At 34.4% G+C, this 17,171-nt stretch carries 16 protein-coding genes; 8 read left to right on the top strand and 8 right to left on the bottom strand.

Going from position 1 to position 17,171, the window contains the following annotated elements:
- Positions 1-139 precede the first annotated feature (139 nt).
- The 3 genes from argD to A9G43_RS06915 all read left to right on the top strand — a co-directional run bounded on the left by argD (position 140) and on the right by A9G43_RS06915 (position 3,026).
- Positions 140-1,351, top strand: coding sequence for a bifunctional acetylornithine/succinyldiaminopimelate transaminase (gene argD / locus A9G43_RS06925; protein ID WP_065607768.1), 1,212 nt, complete (start codon positions 140-142; stop codon positions 1,349-1,351).
- Between the two features lie 65 nt (positions 1,352-1,416).
- A complete protein-coding gene (gene yihA / locus A9G43_RS06920) occupies positions 1,417-2,028 on the top strand; it encodes a ribosome biogenesis GTP-binding protein YihA/YsxC (RefSeq protein WP_065607766.1) in 612 nt (203 codons plus the stop codon).
- An 11-nt stretch (positions 2,029-2,039) separates the two neighbouring features.
- Positions 2,040-3,026: a serine/threonine protein kinase gene (locus A9G43_RS06915; protein ID WP_065607764.1), complete on the top strand. Its 987-nt coding sequence runs from the start codon at positions 2,040-2,042 to the stop codon at positions 3,024-3,026.
- 12 nt (positions 3,027-3,038) lie between these two features.
- Here the strand turns inward: A9G43_RS06915 and A9G43_RS06910 are convergent, their stop codons facing one another.
- Positions 3,039-3,332: a GIY-YIG nuclease family protein gene (locus A9G43_RS06910; protein WP_065560428.1), complete on the bottom strand. Its 294-nt coding sequence runs from the start codon at positions 3,330-3,332 to the stop codon at positions 3,039-3,041.
- 184 nt (positions 3,333-3,516) lie between these two features.
- On the opposite strand from A9G43_RS06910, the gene A9G43_RS06905 reads away from it, so the two are divergent.
- The 5 genes from A9G43_RS06905 to A9G43_RS06885 all read left to right on the top strand — a co-directional run bounded on the left by A9G43_RS06905 (position 3,517) and on the right by A9G43_RS06885 (position 9,537).
- On the top strand, positions 3,517-4,221 hold the full coding sequence (locus tag A9G43_RS06905; RefSeq protein ID WP_065560418.1) for a lipopolysaccharide core heptose(II) kinase RfaY: 705 nt from the start codon (positions 3,517-3,519) through the stop codon (positions 4,219-4,221).
- Positions 4,222-4,539: 318 nt separating this feature from the next.
- Positions 4,540-5,835 (top strand): 2-hydroxycarboxylate transporter family protein, encoded by a 1,296-nt coding sequence (locus A9G43_RS06900; protein ID WP_065607762.1) that lies wholly within the window; start codon positions 4,540-4,542, stop codon positions 5,833-5,835.
- Between the two features lie 114 nt (positions 5,836-5,949).
- The gene (locus A9G43_RS06895) at positions 5,950-7,104 is read left to right on the top strand and encodes an NAD(P)-dependent malic enzyme (protein WP_065607760.1); all 1,155 of its coding nucleotides are present in this window, start codon (positions 5,950-5,952) and stop codon (positions 7,102-7,104) included.
- 122 nt (positions 7,105-7,226) lie between these two features.
- On the top strand, positions 7,227-8,855 hold the full coding sequence (gene dcuS / locus A9G43_RS06890) for a DcuS/MalK family sensor histidine kinase (RefSeq protein ID WP_065607758.1): 1,629 nt from the start codon (positions 7,227-7,229) through the stop codon (positions 8,853-8,855).
- Positions 8,848-9,537, top strand: a complete 690-nt coding sequence (locus A9G43_RS06885) for a response regulator (protein WP_065607756.1) — start codon at positions 8,848-8,850, stop codon at positions 9,535-9,537. The genes dcuS and A9G43_RS06885 overlap by 8 nt, the downstream gene beginning before the upstream one ends.
- Positions 9,538-9,663: 126 nt before the next feature.
- Here the strand turns inward: A9G43_RS06885 and yfbR are convergent, their stop codons facing one another.
- From yfbR to murC, 7 genes are all read right to left on the bottom strand, one after another.
- Positions 9,664-10,251 carry a 5'-deoxynucleotidase gene (gene yfbR, locus A9G43_RS06880; RefSeq protein WP_065607754.1) on the bottom strand — a complete coding sequence of 196 codons (588 nt, stop codon included), beginning with the start codon at positions 10,249-10,251 and terminating at the stop codon, positions 9,664-9,666.
- Positions 10,252-10,330: 79 nt separating this feature from the next.
- The gene (gene lpxC / locus A9G43_RS06875) at positions 10,331-11,245 is read right to left on the bottom strand and encodes a UDP-3-O-acyl-N-acetylglucosamine deacetylase (RefSeq protein WP_065607752.1); all 915 of its coding nucleotides are present in this window, start codon (positions 11,243-11,245) and stop codon (positions 10,331-10,333) included.
- A gap of 69 nt (positions 11,246-11,314) precedes the next feature.
- Positions 11,315-12,454: a cell division protein FtsZ gene (ftsZ, locus tag A9G43_RS06870; RefSeq protein ID WP_065607750.1), complete on the bottom strand. Its 1,140-nt coding sequence runs from the start codon at positions 12,452-12,454 to the stop codon at positions 11,315-11,317.
- An 81-nt stretch (positions 12,455-12,535) separates the two neighbouring features.
- A complete protein-coding gene (ftsA, locus tag A9G43_RS06865; protein WP_065607748.1) occupies positions 12,536-13,789 on the bottom strand; it encodes a cell division protein FtsA in 1,254 nt (417 codons plus the stop codon).
- Between the two features lie 21 nt (positions 13,790-13,810).
- On the bottom strand, positions 13,811-14,644 hold the full coding sequence (locus A9G43_RS06860) for a cell division protein FtsQ/DivIB (protein WP_081298062.1): 834 nt from the start codon (positions 14,642-14,644) through the stop codon (positions 13,811-13,813).
- 13 nt (positions 14,645-14,657) lie between these two features.
- Positions 14,658-15,566: a D-alanine--D-alanine ligase gene (locus A9G43_RS06855; protein ID WP_065607746.1), complete on the bottom strand. Its 909-nt coding sequence runs from the start codon at positions 15,564-15,566 to the stop codon at positions 14,658-14,660.
- A gap of 1 nt (position 15,567) precedes the next feature.
- Positions 15,568-17,016 carry a UDP-N-acetylmuramate--L-alanine ligase gene (gene murC, locus A9G43_RS06850; protein ID WP_065607745.1) on the bottom strand — a complete coding sequence of 483 codons (1,449 nt, stop codon included), beginning with the start codon at positions 17,014-17,016 and terminating at the stop codon, positions 15,568-15,570.
- Between the last annotated feature and the right edge of the window lie 155 nt (positions 17,017-17,171).

Raw genomic sequence — 17,171 nt, 5'->3', positions numbered from 1 at the left:
ATTATATTAATTTTAAATTGAATTCACCTTTAATTAGTGAATATTAATTTAAAATATTTGAATAATTATTTACTTTACACCGCAATTAGTTCGATTAAAATGATAGGAACTAGTTAATAAAATAAATAAGGATTAAACAATGCAGTCAAAAATCACACGTGAACTTTTTGATAAAGTTATTTTACCTATTTATGCACCAGCAAAATTTATCCCCGTAAAGGGTAAAGGGAGTCGTGTTTGGGATCAAAATGGTGAAGAATATATTGATTTTGCAGGTGGCATCGCTGTAAATGCGCTTGGGCATTGTCATCCAAGATTAGTTAAAGCATTACATGAACAAAGTGAAAAGTTATGGCATGTAAGTAATGTTTTTACTAATGAGCCGGCTTTAAATCTTGCTCAAAAACTTATCGATAATACGTTTGCTGAACGTGTTTTTTTTGCAAATTCTGGTGCCGAAGCTAATGAAGCTGCGTTTAAATTAGCTCGTCATTACGCAATACATAAATACAATCCTTATAAGACTAAAATTATTGCTTTTTATCAATCTTTTCATGGGCGTACATTTTTTACCGTCTCTGTTGGTGGTCAGGCTAAGTATTCGGATGGTTTTGGTCCAAAACCAGCTGATATTATTCATGTTCCTTTTAATGATCTTGATGCAGTTAAAGCCGTAATGGATGATCATACTTGTGCGGTTGTACTAGAGCCTGTGCAAGGTGAAGGTGGGTTAACTTCAGCCACACCAGAATTTTTACAGGGTTTGCGTGAGCTATGTGATGAATATAAAGCGTTACTGGTGTTTGATGAAGTGCAGTGTGGAATGGGTCGAACAGGCAGTTTATTTACTTATCAGCAATATGATGTAAAACCCGATATTTTGACCTCGGCTAAAGCACTGGGTGGTGGATTTCCTATTAGTGCTATGTTAACAACAAACGAAATTGCTTTAGTTATGCATCCCGGTGTACATGGTACAACTTATGGTGGTAACCCTTTAGCTTGTGCTGTGGGTGGCGAGGCTTTTGATATTATTAATTCACCTGAAATACTTGAAGGTGTGCAAAAACGACGTGCTGTATTTATTGAGCAATTAGAGGAAATTAATGATAAATTTAAATTATTCCGAGAGTATCGTGGAAAAGGGTTATTGTTAGGTGCAGAGTTACAGCCAAAATTTCACAATAAAGCTCGTGATTTTTTGAACGTAGCATCCGAATTTAAAGTGATGATTTTAAATGCCGGATCTAATGTTTTACGCCTTACCCCATCACTAATTATTTCTGAAGATGAAATTAAAGAAGGTATGACTCGATTAGCAAAAGCTGTGGAAAAAGTTGTCAATTCTTAAGTTTTTCTATACAGTAACGACATTTTAGTCAATTAAATGCCGTTGCATTTAAAGGATACTTATTTATGACCAATATTCACCCATTAAATTATGCTAAAACTCATTTTATTTTGAGTGCACCTGATATTTCTCATCTACCTATTGATAATGGTGTTGAAATTGCTTTTGCTGGCCGTTCTAATGCTGGTAAATCAAGCGCTCTTAATACATTAACCAATCAAAAAGGACTTGCTAGAACGAGTAAAACGCCAGGTCGAACCCAACTTATTAATCTTTTCGAAGTTGAACAAAATTGCCGTTTAGTAGATTTACCCGGTTATGGCTATGCTCAAGTGCCAGAGGCGATAAAGCGTAAATGGCAAAAATCATTGGGTGAATATCTGCAAAAACGTGAGAGTTTAAAAGGTTTGGTTGTATTGATGGATATTAGACACCCGTTAAAAGATTTAGATCAACAGATGATTGAGTGGGCGGTTTCTGTTGATATCCCTATTATGTTACTGCTTACTAAAGCTGATAAATTAGCTTCTGGCGCTCAAAAAAAACAAGTTAATATGGTGAAAGAAGCCATTTTACCTTTTCAAGGAGATATTACTGTCGCTCCTTTTTCATCACCTAAGCGTATTGGACTTGAAGCTCTAAAACAAAAATTAGATGAATGGTTTAGTTTGCAATAAAGGATCATTCAATGAATAGTTCAACATTTTCGTTTCAATTTTTATCACCAGATTTAATTATTGATAGCCTATCTTCAATAGGATTGAGTATAGATTCTGGTTTGACTGTGTTAAATAGTTATGAAAATCGTGTTTATCAATTTCAAGATGAAGATCATAAACGTTATGTGGCTAAGTTTTATCGACCAAATCGTTGGGATCGTCAGCAAATTCTTGAAGAACATCAGTTTACTAAACAATTAGCTGATGCTGAGGTTCCCGTTATTACGCCATTAACATTTAATAATACGACACTACACGAATATCAAGGTTATCTGTTTACGTTGTTTGCTAGTGTTGGAGGACGACAATATGAGATGGATAATATCGAGCAAATGGAATCTGTGGGTATGTTGCTTGGTCGTATCCATCAAATTGGTGCTAAGCAGACATTTTTACATCGTCCAACTATTGGATTAGAAGAGTATCTTTATCGGCCACAAGATATCTTGCTATCTAGCGCTTATATTTCTAAAAAAGTTCAAACTGACCTTAAAGATATTTTAGCCCAGTTAATAAAAACTGTTGAACAGCATTGGCATAACGATTGGCAGCCTATTCGATTACATGCCGATTGCCATGCGGGTAATATTTTATGGCGCGATAATGCAATGTTTGTTGATTTTGATGATTCTCGTAATGGCCCTGCAATTCAAGATCTGTGGATGTTACTGCATGGTGATCGTCAACAGCAACGTTTACAGTTGGATTTATTGATTGAAATGTATCAGGAGTTTTGTGAGTTTGATCATCATCAATTAAAGCTTATCGAACCTTTAAGAGCGATGAGAATGGTTCATCATTTAGCATGGATTTTAGAGCGTTGGCAAGATCCTGCTTTTCCTATCGCCTTTCCATGGATTACTGATGAGGATTTTTGGCGTCAACAATTAGCTGAGTTTAATAAGCAAATTGATGCAATTAAAGCTCCTGCAATACAGTTAATGCCAATGATGTGAATATAAAGCGTATTAATTGAGTAGTTTTAATAATTCGTTTAAATTAGGTTGGTTTGTGACTAACTTCTCTTTTTTTTGTTTAGAAAGCTGTTTTATTCGGTACTCAAGCCTGAGCGCCATCGATCTGTCACCAATATAGATTTGGTACACAATAGTTAAATCTTTTTGCCCTTTTAGATGCTTTGCACCTTTGTTGGTTTGATGTTGGTGAAGCCTTCTTTCCACATTTGTTGTAATACCAGTATAGAGTGATTTTTTTGCTGTTCTAATAATATATAAAAACCATTCGGATGAGCTATTAGACATAACTAACCAATAATATAAATTCAATTATTTAACCATAATATCATTTTAATGGCATAGCAAATATTCATCACTTTTTAATTAATATTAATCGTACTACTAGTTAAACGTTACTGTTTCATTTACTTTAACGCAGATAATGTTTAAGATAAGTCAACTTTTTTGATGTATTCTGGGATAATAAAATTTGAATAACTTTGCAAAGATTATTGAAGTTCAACGTGGCGATATGAAGTTCGCCTATGTGCAAAATGACGAAATCAATTATTTAGAACTTTTTGACCAATTTTTGGCAGAAGAAGGACATCATGAATTACTCGATCCTAGCGATAAATTAGAGCGATATACTTATTTAATCGATCATAATGAATCAAAATTTATTTTTAAAATTGATGGCGGTGTTGAGCATCGTTTAGAGCGTCGTTTAATCGCCAAAATTACAGGCGACTTTTATTTCAATTTGATTCGTAAACTCGCCAAAATATCACTTGATAATGCCGATATTGCTTATGAACTGTATTTGGTTGCTTTTGATCAAAAATCTAAACGCCATTATATGATTTTTAATTTTATCGAAGGACGTTCTTTAAAGTGGGAAGAAATGAAAGAGTATGGCGAGCAAGTTAAAAACTGTATTGAAAAACTGCACAGTTATAATTTAGTATCTAATGATATTCATGGCGGAAATTTTATCTTAACGCCTGAAGGAAAAATCAAGGCCATTGATTTAACGAACTCAGGGTTTATTTGGTTAACTAAAGCCAATGATGCAATCGAGCTGAAAGAACGCTTTGATATCAAAATTAAGGTTCCTTTTTTGGCAATGACAATTAAAAAGTTTACTCATGGGTTTAAACGATTGTCTCGGAAGATCCGAGGGAAAGAAGATTAATTATTTTACCATGGTGAGAGTATCATCATTCACAATGGTAATTGATGTTTGTATCTGGCCTTGGTTATTAATGCGTAATCTTTCAATTAATCTATAATTTTAATTTGATCTGTATTGATCATTTTAAACACTCGTAAATCAATAGGTGAATAGCTAGATAAAGCTGTCTCTATATTTCAATTTATGCAATCCAAATTATTTAATGACTTACATTAATTACATAATTAGTTATATAACTTTCTTATTCTTCTGATTTTTATATCCATGATTATACTGATTGTACTTTTGAAATAAATTAGGAGTGCAAGAGGTTATATTATGAGCATGATGCAAAAATTAAAAGAAAATAAACTTTATATAGGTTCTTTACCTTTACCTATTTTCGTTGTTTGTTCCATCATCGTTATTATCGCCGCCCAATTAGATATGCTACCAAGAACATTAATTGGAGGCTTTGCTGTTATTTTGCCATTAGGTTGGTTTTTAGGAACGCTTGGGCAAAATATTCCTTTTTTTAAAAAATTTGGTGCACCTGCAATTTTATCTTTAATTGTTCCATCACTGTTAGTTTACTATGGTGTTTTTGACGAAAATACTTTAACTGCAACAAAAATGTTGATGAAAGATTCTAACTTTTTACTTTTTTATATTGCGAGTTTAGTTTGCGGTAGTATTTTAGGTATGCATCGGGTTATTTTAATTCAAGGTTTTATTCGGATGATGATTCCGATGTTACTTGGTATGTGCCTAGCCGCATTGGTTGGTGTTTCAGTAGCCGTTGCTTTTGGTGATACTTGGAGGCATGCTTTTTTCTATACTGTTTCGCCTGTTATGGCTGGTGGTATTGGCGAAGGTGTTTTACAACTATCAAACGCTTATAGCAATATTCTTAATCAAAATTACGATTCATTTGTTAGTGCGTTAATTCCTGCAACTGTCGTAGGTAACTTTTTTGCCATTACCTTTACCGCCATAATGAGCCGAATTGGAGAAGTCAAACCAAATTTAAGTGGTCATGGTCAATTAGTGAAAATTGAATTTGATGGTTTAGCTGATGCTTTAAAAGAAGATAAAACGCCATTAGATGCTAGAGCTATGAGTGGTGCGGTTATGATTTTAGCTACATTATTTATCTTTGGTATGATTTTAGAAAAGATTACTCACTTTCCTGGGCCTGTATTAATGATTATTGCAACTGCTGTTGTGAAGTATTTTCGTTTATTACCTGAAAGTGTGGAGCGCGGTAGTCAACAATGGTATAAATTTATTTCAGGTAATTTTACTTTTCCGTTAATGGCTGGATTAGGTTTGCTATATATTGATTTGGGTAGCGTTGTTAATGTGTTAACTATTCCTTATTTTATTACAATCATTTCTGTCGTATTTACCGTTTCTATGACAGGATTTATTTGTAGTTTTTTCTTAAAAATGTATCCAGTCGAAGCATCAATTATTTCTTCATGCCAAAGTGGTATGGGAGGAACTGGAGATGTGGCAATACTTTCTACCGCTAATCGAATGAATCTAATGCCTTTTGCACAAGTAGCAACTCGATTAGGTGGTGCACTAATGGTTATTTGTACCACAGCATTGTTGCGCTATCTAAATATGTAATAAAAAATGATAAGCTATTATTAGATAATTAGTTTTAAAATAAATTGTTATATAAAAACATAATATTAAAAAGTGATTTTAATCTTTATTAAAAATAATTTGAAGGGAATAATTATGACAACAGTTCAAGAAAAAGCATTAGCAATTAGTAAACAAATGCATGGAAAATTAGAAATTCATTCAAAAGTACCAGTAAATTCTATGGCGGATCTGAGTGTCGCTTATACCCCTGGCGTGGCGGCAGTCTGTACAGAAATAGCTGAAAATCCTGAATCTGTGTACGAATATACAAGTAAGCGTAATTTAGTTGCAGTTATCACTGATGGTTCTGCTGTATTGGGTCTTGGGAATATTGGGCCAGAGGCAGCTATTCCCGTGATGGAGGGCAAAGCGATATTATTCAAACAATTTGCTAATGTAGATGCAATTCCTTTGTCATTAAACACTCAAGATCCTGATGAGTTGGTTAAGCATATTGCGGCTCTAGCCCCTTCTTTTGGTGGTATTAATCTTGAAGATATTAGTGCTCCGCGATGTTTTGAAATTGAAAAACGTTTGCAAGAAATATTAGATATACCTGTATTTCATGACGATCAGCATGGAACGGCTATTGTTGTATTGGCTGCATTATATAATGCATTAAAAGTTGCCGGTAAAAAGATTGAGTCTGTCAAGGTCGTTATAAATGGTGGTGGCGCAGCAGGCTTAGCCATTGCTGACATGTTATTAGCAGCTGGTGTTAACAATTTAAAAGTAGTCGATAAGGTAGGTATTTTATCTGAGGATGATGATTCATTACCGCCACATCATTTAGCAATGGCTAAAATTACCAATCATGAAAAACAAAAAGGGACGTTAGAAGATGCGGTAAAAGGAGCTGATGTATTTATTGGTGTTTCTGCTCCTGGTGTATTAAAACCTGAATGGGTTTCAACCATGGCAGAAAAATCGATTATTTTTGCAATGGCTAATCCAACCCCTGAAATATTCCCTGAAGAAGCAAAAGCCGCTGGTGCTTATATTGTTGGAACTGGGCGTAGCGATTATCCAAATCAAATTAATAATGTTTTAGCATTCCCAGGTATTTTTAGAGGTGCTTTGGATGCAAGAGCTAAAAATATCACACTTAAAATGCAATTAGCTGCAGCTAGAGGTTTAGCAAGTATTGTGTCTGATGATAAATTATCGACGGAATGTATATTACCTAATGCATTTGAACTCAATGTTGCTAAAGTTGTTGCTGAGAGCGTAAAAAACGCTGCAAAATAGATGTACTATTTGCTAGTTAAGGTGTATTAATTATAATCTGCTAATTATCTATTTTATTAGCAGATTTTTATCATTTTTAGGTTAATATAAATTCACAATATTGCTGTCGAAAGATCTATTAAATGAAATACTTTTTTAATCGGTTAACACTTAAATTTAAGCTGATAAGCTTGTTCTTTTTAGTTTTTACGTTATCAGCCATAGCTGAAAATGTCTATATTATCCAACTTGTTAATAATGAATATTTACAAACATCTCGCCAACGAGTTGAAAATATCGCTAAAATTATTTCTTCTTCAAATAATACAATAGAAAGTATACAAACACCTACTTTTGAAAATTTAGCTCTTCTCCAAAATGAGACCGAAAAAATACGAAGATTAACACAAGTTGATTTTGTCGTTGTTTTTAATATGCAGGGAGTACGACTTTCTCATCCCGATAAAAGTAAAATAGGATTGTCTATTGTTGGTGGCGACGAACACAGAGCATTAAAAGGGGAATCTTATACATCAATTGCCAAAGGAACTCTCGGAAATTCGGTGCGTGCATTTAGTCCTATTTACAATGATGAGCATCAGCAAATTGGTGCGGTATTAGTCGGACAAACACTACAAAAAATTAATCAACTTGCATCAAGAACAAGTCAATCAATTTGGTTATCTTTGTTCGCATCATTAGTCGTGGCAGTTATTTTATCATTATTGTTATCTCGCAATATTAAAAAAATATTATATGGCCTTGAGCCTACAGAAATGGCGCATTTATTTGAGGAAAGAGACGCTATAATCAGAACAGTTAAAGAAGGTATTGTTGTCATAAATCGGGAGGGTTACATTACACAAATTAATAATGAAGCTAAACGTATATTGCGTATTAATAGTAATAAAGAAGATGTAATCGGGGAACAAATTGTAGATGTTATTCCAAATACTCGTTTGCATGATGTAATGGTTAGTGGGATTGCTGAATATGATTGTGAGCAAAATATAAATGGAGTAGTTATTCTAACAAATCGAGTCCCTTTACTTGTTAATGGTTCATTAGTTGGTGCTATTGCCTCGTTTCGGGATATGACCGAAATGAGACAATTAGCAGAAAATTTAACTGGAGTAAACCGTTATGCCGACGCCTTACGTTCACAATCACATGAATTTAATAATAAATTGCATGTTATTTATGGTTTGGCGTTTAATAATAATAAACAAGAGTTAATTGATTATCTTGAAGAGATTATTGGTAATCAGCAAGCTGAATCAAAACTTGTTACTCAAGCAATCAAAGATCCTATTATTTCTGGTTTTTTAAATAGTAAATTTAGCCGAGCTAGAGAATTGGGAGTAAGTTTGTTGTTTAATATTAATGGAGAATTATCTCCAATTACAGATATTTCAATTACTCACTCTTTAATCACAATCCTCGGTAATTTAATTGATAATAGTTTAGATGCGGTACAATTTTTAGACAATAAGCAGATAAATGTCAATTTGGAAATTAATAATGATACTCTCCAAATTGAGGTTAATGATAATGGTGAAGGTATTTCTGATGAGGATACTCAATACATCTTCCAAAAAGGGTATTCAACCAAAGGCAATAATCGTGGAATCGGATTGTATTTAGTATTAGCCAGTATTGATGAACTTAATGGGCATATTCAATTATGTGACCTAAGTAATAAAAAAGGAGCCTGTTTTAAAGTATTATTACCACTAAAAGCGATTTATAGGGAGAAAGTAACTCATGGTTGATGTTTTAATTGTTGAAGATGATCCTATGGTGGCAGAACTTAATAAGAAATATGTACAAATGGTTCCTGGGTTTAATTTAGTCGCTAATGTTAGTAATGGTGAACAAGCCCTACATTGTATTCATGATAATCATATTGATCTTATCCTACTTGACGTATTTATGCCCAAACTCAATGGGTTAGAATTATTACAGCATATTCGTATTAGTTATCCCAAAATTGATATTATTATGGTGACCGCTGCTTGTAAAACCAATGAGATTCAAGCAGCTCTACGTTTAGGTGTAATTGATTATATTGTTAAACCTTTCACTTTTGAGCGTTTACGCACCGCATTAGTTTCCTATCAGGAGCGTGTTCGTTTGTTATCATCGTCCAAAATATTAAATCAGCATCAATTAGATGATCGGATTTTTGCTAAACCGACTACTCATAACAAAGGGTTGCCTAAAGGTATTGATAACCTGACCTTACAAAAGGTTCGAGAGGTTATTATTCAGTACAATTGTGATTTTTCAATGAGTGATATCGTTGAATTAATTTCGTTATCTCGTATATCATTAAAAAAATATCTCGATTACTTAGAGGAACTTGGTGAGCTTAAAAGCCATTTAACTTATCTGTCTATTGGTAGACCTGTTAAACGTTATATTTATCAAAATATAAATTATAATCTCAGGTAAAGTATATCTATTATAAATACAGTAAGAGTCTTTTTGTCATCACTACATTTAACATTCTAAACAAGACGTATTTTTTATTAATAATCTATGATAGAAATAAAAAATATTTAAATAGATAAATTAATTTTACATAGTTATCTCATCTAATGACAAGCTAAAGCTTGGAACAAAAACGTCTAAAAAGTAATTCATTTCAGGACTGTTACGTTCAGATAAAGTCTTTTTTAAACGTTGTTCTGCTAATTTAAACTCATTGTTGCCCGCACTAAGTTCTTCAATCGTTTTTAGGTAAGCACATAATGCATCAGCTTGTTTTACAATACTTTTCTCGGTTTCATCATAAAAATCATCATCAATTAATGTTCTAAAATCATCTTGTAATTCTTTAGGAAGCATATTGATAAGTTTATGCTGTGCTATTTTTTCAATCTTTTTATATTCAACCGTTATTTGTGGATTGTAATACTTTGTTGGTGTTGGTAGATCGCCTGTTATTACTTCTGAAACGTCGTGGTACATTGCCAGCAATGCAATTCTTTCTGGATTAACATTTCCATTAAATTTCTTGTTTTTAATTATTGCTAAGGCATGTGCAACAAAAGCAACCTGTAAACTATGTTCTGATACATTTTCAATTCTTACGTTACGCATTAAAGGCCAACGATTAATTAGTTTTAATCGGAATAAATGAGCAAAAAAATGGCTGTTATTCATATTACTATCTCTTTAATTAAAATAAAAACGCTCCCATTAAAAATAGGAGCGTTTATAATATAAAATGTTACCTATTATTTTACGCGAGAATAAGCTGTTGGGTACCCAATGCAAGTGGTACAGTTTGCTCTTCTGTAAATGTCACGTATTCCCACGCCTCTTGTTTCGCTAGCAATGCTTGTAATAATTGGTTATTCAATGCATGACCTGATTTATAACAAACAACTTCACCAATCATATTATGTCCATTCATATATAAATCACCAATGGTATCAAGCATTTTGTGACGTACAAACTCATCTTCAAAACGTAAACCATCTTCATTAAGCACTTTATAGTCATCAACGACAATTGCACAATCTAAACTACCACCTAGGCATAGACCTTTAGATTGTAATGCTTCAATATCACGCATAAAACCAAATGTTCTAGCACGGCTGATTTGACGAATAAACGATTCAGACGAAAAATCCAGTTGATAACGTTGTGAACTACTGTCGATAGCCGGATGTTGGAAATCAATAGTGAAATCCAGTTTAAAGCCACTATAAGGTCTTACTTCAGCCCATTTATCACCATTTTCAACTCGAACTGTTTCTTTTACACACAAAAACTTTTTAAATGCGTTTTGCTCAGCTATACCAGCATCAAGCAATAAATAAACAAACGGACTTGCACTACCATCCATAATTGGTATTTCAGGGGCATTAACTTCAATAATAAGATTATCAATACCAAGCCCTGCTAATGCAGCATTAATATGCTCAACAGTAGAAATACGAACATTATCTTCATTTATCAAACAAGTACAAAGCATTGTATCACGCACAGACTTCGCATCCACGGGAAAATCCACATATGGATTTAAATCAGTACGACGATAAATAATACCTGTATTTTCAGGCGCAGGACGTAATGTCAAAGTAACCTTTTTGCCGGTATGTAAACCAACACCAGTTGCTTGAATAGTCTTTTTTAATGTTCTTTGTTTCACTTTGCACCTACTTTTTTGTTTGTTCTTACTGATTTCGACAATAAAAAATCAAATAAGTTCAAATTTACTTTAATTCGCTTGCTTCCGTATGAAAGCAGGAATATCTAAAATTTTATGATCTTCAAGAGGAGAAGCTGTTGGTTCGTTAACAACTTTAGCTAATTTATCTTCCTGTTGTCCCAAAGGATTACTTTGACCAAATAATTCATTGCGTGACACTGGTTTAGGCATTTTAACTTCTGGACGTTTATCCATACCAATACCCGTTGCAACCACTGTTACTCTAATTTCATCAGACATATCAGGATCGAAAGTTGTACCAACAACAACTGTAGCATTATCAGAAGCAAATGCTCTAACTGTACTACCTACTGTTTCGAACTCTTCTAAACCAAGATCTAACCCAGCTGTTACATTAACTAATACACCTCGGGCACCAGATAAATCTATATCCTCAAGTAATGGGCTAGAAATCGCCATTTCAGCAGCTTCTTCAGCTCGATTATCACCACTAGCTCGTCCAGAACCCATCATAGCATATCCCATTTCAGACATCACGGTTCTTACGTCAGCAAAGTCAACATTGATATGACCAGGTTTAGTAATAAGCTCAGCAATACCTTGTACTGCACCTTTTAAAACACCATTAGCTGCAGCAAATGCATCAAGTAATTTAACACCTCGACCTAATACTTTTAATAATTTATCATTCGGAATAGTAATTAGTGAATCGACATGTTTTGCTAATTCACAAATACCTTGCTCAGCAAAAGCCATACGCTTCTTACCTTCAAAGCCAAAAGGTTTAGTGACAACAGCAACTGTTAGAATCCCTAGTTCTTTTGCTATTTCCGCAACAACAGGTGCTGCACCAGTTCCAGTGCCTCCGCCCATTCCAGCTGCGATAAAAACCATATCAGCCCCTTCAATTGCTCCACGGATGACCTCTCGATCTTCCTCAGCAGAATTTCTTCCGACTTCTGGATTAGCACCTGCACCAAGTCCTTTAGTAACATTAGTGCCGATTTGGATAGTTTGACCTACTTTAATTCTTTTTAAGGCCTGCGCATCTGTATTTGCTGCAAAAAATTCTACACCTTCAATATGTTCAGCAATCATATGCTCGACAGCATTACCACCGCCACCACCTACACCAATAACTTTAATGACTGCTGCTGGTTCATCATCTGCAACCATAGGTTCAAACATAACTTATCTCCAAATTTACGATCTGCGGATATTGTACAGATAATCGTCTACAATGTCCACGAAGTTCTTGAAATATATTAGCTAAAATTCTTTTTTAAACCATCCGGTCAATCGTTTAGCTATCCCTTTTAATGATGATTTATTACTATCTTTACCATCATCATTTAATAAACTTTGTTTTCCATAATGCAATAACCCTATAACAGTTGAACAATAAGGTTTTTGAACATAGTCGGTTAATCCTGATATATTCAATGGCTGACCAATACGAACTTGATTCTGAAAAACTTTTTCAGCACACTCAACCATTCCTTTTATTTGAGCCGCACCACCAGTTAAAACAATACCTGCAGCTAATTGATATTTGATATTCTGTTTTTTAAGTTCATCTTGTAATACAAGTAATTCTTTTTGTACCAACGCCAGAAGTTCTGAATAGCGTGGTTCAATTACATCAGCAAGAGTTTGTCGTTGCAATGAACGAGAGGGTCTTCCACCAACACTTGGAACATCGATAACTTCATCTTTACCAATTAACGAGCCTACAGCACAACCATAGCGAATCTTAATGTTTTCTGCATCCATAGGTGGTGCGCCAAACGCATATGCAATATCACTAGTAACAACATTTCCAGCGTAAGGAATTACAACAGAATGACGTAAAGCACCACCTGTATATACAGTTATATCCATTGTACCGCCACCCATATCAATTACGCAAACACCAAGCTCTTTTTCGTCGTCTGTTAAAACCGCATAACTGGAAGCCAATCCAGAAAAAATAAGTTGATCCACTTTCAAACCACAACGTTCTACTGCCTTCACAATATTTCGAGCCATATCATTATGACAAGTAATTAAGTGAACTTTGGCTTTCATCCTTACTCCAGATAGACCAATAGGATTTTTAATACCTTCTTGCAAATCAATAGAATATTCTTGTGCAATGACATGCAAAATACGGTGCTCATCTAAAATTCTGACTGATTTTGCTGTATGAACAACATTATCAACATCCTCTGTGGTTACTTCTTCATCTTCTATTGGCACCATACCTATTTCATTTTGGCAACGGATATGTTTACCAGAAAGACTTAAATATACTGAAGATATTTGGCAGTCAGCCATTAATTCAGCTTGATCAACCGCTCGTTGAATTGATTTCACGACAGACTCAAGATCGTTCACACCACCTTTATCAACCCCTTTTGATGGACAATGTCCCACACCAATGATATTGACAATACCATCAGGAAGAACTTCACCAACAAGAGAAAGTACTTTGGATGTACCAATTTCTAATCCAACGACCAATTTTTTTTCTGTTGCTTTCATACTCCAGCCTTAATTTATTCCTTACTGCACCATATTTTCTCTTTGCACTGAAATACCATTTTCATAACGTAGATCAGCGACCATTATTCTTTCATTTTCTGACATTCTTGATTGAATTTCTGGAAATAACTTAATAAACTGTTGATATCTTTGTTCAATATCTTCACTACCTAATAGTAATTTTATTTCTTGATTTTCTAGGCAAAAACCAGATATACACTGTTTTACCATCAATTGCCACGCATTACGTTCATCAGTTATTGCTGCTTTAATATGTAACGCCAATTGATTATTAGCCAATTTTTTAGAAAGATTTTCTAATTTATAATAAGTTTCTAGCGCAAACTTTGCCTTACCTTCAGGACCATATAACTTAGGTAACTGTAAGTTGGCAATACGGTCAAGTGGTACGCTAAATACATTACCATTTTTATCAAGTAAAAATAAGTCATTCCAATAAAGCACTGGCTTATATTCTTCCACATAGACAATTAACCTGTCTGGCCACTGTTTACGTACACTGGTTTGTTTCATCCACGGAAATCGCATTACTTCTTGTTGAATATCATTAACATCTTGACCTATATAGGTATTAGGCAATCCTAATCCCAAAATTGCTTCCCGTAGATCATTCTCAGTGGTATAGGTATACTCTCCATTTAATGTTAATTGAGACAATACCATTTGTTCGGGATCATCCATCCAATTTTTAAAACTTTGAACGACCCATATACTAATAAAAATAATCACAATAAAGAACAAAAATCCTATTAATTGCTCAGTATTACGAAAAATAAGCAGCCGTCTTCTGTTTTTATCTTCTCTTCTATGTGCTGCTTGCCGAACTTGTTTCATAAAATAAGGCCAATTATAAAGTTGCCAAATTTAATATTCTGGCAACAAGTTCATTAAATGACCATCCATGTTCTTTTGCCGCCATTGGTACCAAACTGTGATCTGTCATACCTGGAGCAGTATTAACTTCAAGTAAAAATGGTTTTTGATTAGCATTAAACATAATGTCGACTCTTCCCCATCCTCGACATCCTACTGCTTTATAAGCATCTAACGCTAATTTACGAATTTCCTGTTCTTGTTCATCAGATAAACCGCTTGGACAAAAATACTGAGTGGTATCAGATAAATATTTCGCATCATAATCATAAAATTTGGTTGCGGGTTTAATATGGATTAAAGGTAAAACCTCTTCACCAACAATTGCTACTGTAAATTCTGGACCAGCTAAAAATGACTCAACCATCACTACACTATCATATTTAAAAGCCGCACTAATAGCTGCTTCCAATTCAGATGCTTCATTAACTCTAGCCATTCCCACACTTGAGCCTTCATGACTTGGTTTAACAAACAACGGTAAACCAAGCTGTTTAACTATAGCACCAGTATCAATTGATTGTGATTTTTCAACCATAACATATTCAGCAACAGGTAAATTGAGTGATTTCCACACTAACTTAGTTTTCAGTTTATCCATTGTTAAGGCTGATGATAAAACATCACTACCGGTATAAGGAATATTTTGATAAGTCAAAATCGCTTGAACAATACCATCTTCCCCACCACGCCCGTGTAAAATAATAAAAGCTTTTGTATAACCTTCTTCTTTTAAATTAGTAATAGAATGATATTTAGTATCAATAAGATGCGCATCGATACCATTTGCCAATAATCCTGCATGTATAGCCTTACCTGACTTAAGTGACACTTCCCGTTCAGCTGAAGTACCACCATACAATACAGCAACTTTATCTACCATTTTATAAAACCTCTTCTGATGATAATTGAGTTTTGACTAATTGGCGCGCTATACGACCAACACTACCAGCACCTTGTGTAATTAATAAATCACCACTTTGTAAAACTTCTTGCATTATTTCGGGTAGCAAATCTAAATCCGAAACATAAATGGGGTCAACTTTGCCACGATTGCGGATAGAACGGCATAACGAACGGCTATCGGAACCCGCAATAGGTTGCTCTCCTGCGGAATAGACATCTAACATAACAAGTGCATCGACTTGAGAAAGCACTTGTGCGAAATCGTCAAATAGATCCCGAGTACGCGTGTATCGATGTGGTTGGAATAACATAACCAATCTTCGTTCAGGCCAGCCGTTTCTTGCTGCTTGAATTGTTGCATTAACCTCGCTAGGATGATGACCATAATCATCAACCATCATTATATCGCCACCATCAACATGCGGGAATATACCTAATAAATCAAAACGCCGACTAGTACCAGCAAATTTAGCTAATGCATTTATAATTGATTCATCATCAATACCATCTTCTGTTGCTGCAATTATCGCAGCCGCCGAGTTTAAAGCATTATGTTTACCAGGTGCATTTAACTCAATCTGCAAATCTTGGCGATCAGGGCGACAAACAGTGTAATAGCTTACACCTCGTTCTTGACGATAATTTTTAATGACAACGTCAGCCTCTTCGCTAAATCCATAAGTGATGATTTTACGTCCCACAATCGGTAGTAATTCTCGATTAATAGGATCGTCGTAACACATAATAGCTAACCCATAAAATGGAAGGTTATGTAAAAATGAAATAAATGTTTGTTTTAGATTATCAACACTACCTTGATAAGTGTCCATATGGTCAGGCTCTATATTTGTTACAATAGATACCATCGGTTGCAAATGAAGAAATGAAGCATCACTTTCATCAGCCTCAGCAATAAAATAACGGCTACTTCCTAATTGAGCATGTGTTCCTGCTGCCTTAACTAAACCACCATTAACAAAGGTTGGATCGAGTTTCGCTTCAGCATAAATAGAGGTAACCATAGCAGTAGTTGTAGTTTTACCATGAGTACCAGCAATTGCTATACCATATCGAAAACGCATTAATTCAGCTAACATTTCAGCACGTTGAATAACAGGTATACGTGCTGCACGAGCGGCAATTACTTCAATGTTATCTTGCGAAATAGCTGAAGATATAACAACAACGCTAGAATTAATCACATTTTCAGCCGCATGGCCAATAACAATTTTTGCCCCTAATATTTCTAGATGTTGAGTGACCGCATTTTCAGCAATATCTGATCCACTAATTTTGTATCCTTCATTAGCAAGAACCTCAGCAATTCCTCCCATACCAGCACCACCAATACCCACAAAGTGAATATGTTTGACTCGCTTCATTTCAGGAATAATTGCTCTTAACTTAGCTAATTCCTTTGTATTCACTATTTAACTCCTAAATTAATTTATAGTTTACAGTACATATCATCATTGAACATTTCTATCTTAGTTATTTTTTATTGCTCAAATGAATCATTGACTCAAACATATGTATAACCCGAAACATTTTGACAAAATTATTACATAAATTTATGTCAAAA

Source organism: Gilliamella sp. Occ3-1 (genome assembly GCF_001690655.1).
Classification (GTDB): domain Bacteria; phylum Pseudomonadota; class Gammaproteobacteria; order Enterobacterales; family Orbaceae; genus Gilliamella; species Gilliamella apicola_P.
This window is presented reverse-complemented; position numbering and strand designations above follow the sequence as displayed.

What these genes read in the sequence shown, in the direction of transcription:
- argD (WP_065607768.1), top strand. Translation starts at nt 140, where the DNA reads ATGCAGTCAAAAATCACACGTGAACTTTTTGATAAAGTTATTTTACCT.
- yihA (WP_065607766.1), top strand. Translation starts at nt 1,417, where the DNA reads ATGACCAATATTCACCCATTAAATTATGCTAAAACTCATTTTATTTTG.
- A9G43_RS06915 (WP_065607764.1), top strand. Translation starts at nt 2,040, where the DNA reads ATGAATAGTTCAACATTTTCGTTTCAATTTTTATCACCAGATTTAATT.
- A9G43_RS06910 (WP_065560428.1), bottom strand. Translation starts at nt 3,332, where the DNA reads ATGTCTAATAGCTCATCCGAATGGTTTTTATATATTATTAGAACAGCA.
- A9G43_RS06900 (WP_065607762.1), top strand. Translation starts at nt 4,540, where the DNA reads ATGAGCATGATGCAAAAATTAAAAGAAAATAAACTTTATATAGGTTCT.
- A9G43_RS06895 (WP_065607760.1), top strand. Translation starts at nt 5,950, where the DNA reads ATGACAACAGTTCAAGAAAAAGCATTAGCAATTAGTAAACAAATGCAT.
- dcuS (WP_065607758.1), top strand. Translation starts at nt 7,227, where the DNA reads ATGAAATACTTTTTTAATCGGTTAACACTTAAATTTAAGCTGATAAGC.
- A9G43_RS06885 (WP_065607756.1), top strand. Translation starts at nt 8,848, where the DNA reads ATGGTTGATGTTTTAATTGTTGAAGATGATCCTATGGTGGCAGAACTT.
- yfbR (WP_065607754.1), bottom strand. Translation starts at nt 10,251, where the DNA reads ATGAATAACAGCCATTTTTTTGCTCATTTATTCCGATTAAAACTAATT.
- ftsZ (WP_065607750.1), bottom strand. Translation starts at nt 12,454, where the DNA reads ATGTTTGAACCTATGGTTGCAGATGATGAACCAGCAGCAGTCATTAAA.
- ftsA (WP_065607748.1), bottom strand. Translation starts at nt 13,789, where the DNA reads ATGAAAGCAACAGAAAAAAAATTGGTCGTTGGATTAGAAATTGGTACA.
- A9G43_RS06860 (WP_081298062.1), bottom strand. Translation starts at nt 14,644, where the DNA reads ATGAAACAAGTTCGGCAAGCAGCACATAGAAGAGAAGATAAAAACAGA.
- A9G43_RS06855 (WP_065607746.1), bottom strand. Translation starts at nt 15,566, where the DNA reads ATGGTAGATAAAGTTGCTGTATTGTATGGTGGTACTTCAGCTGAACGG.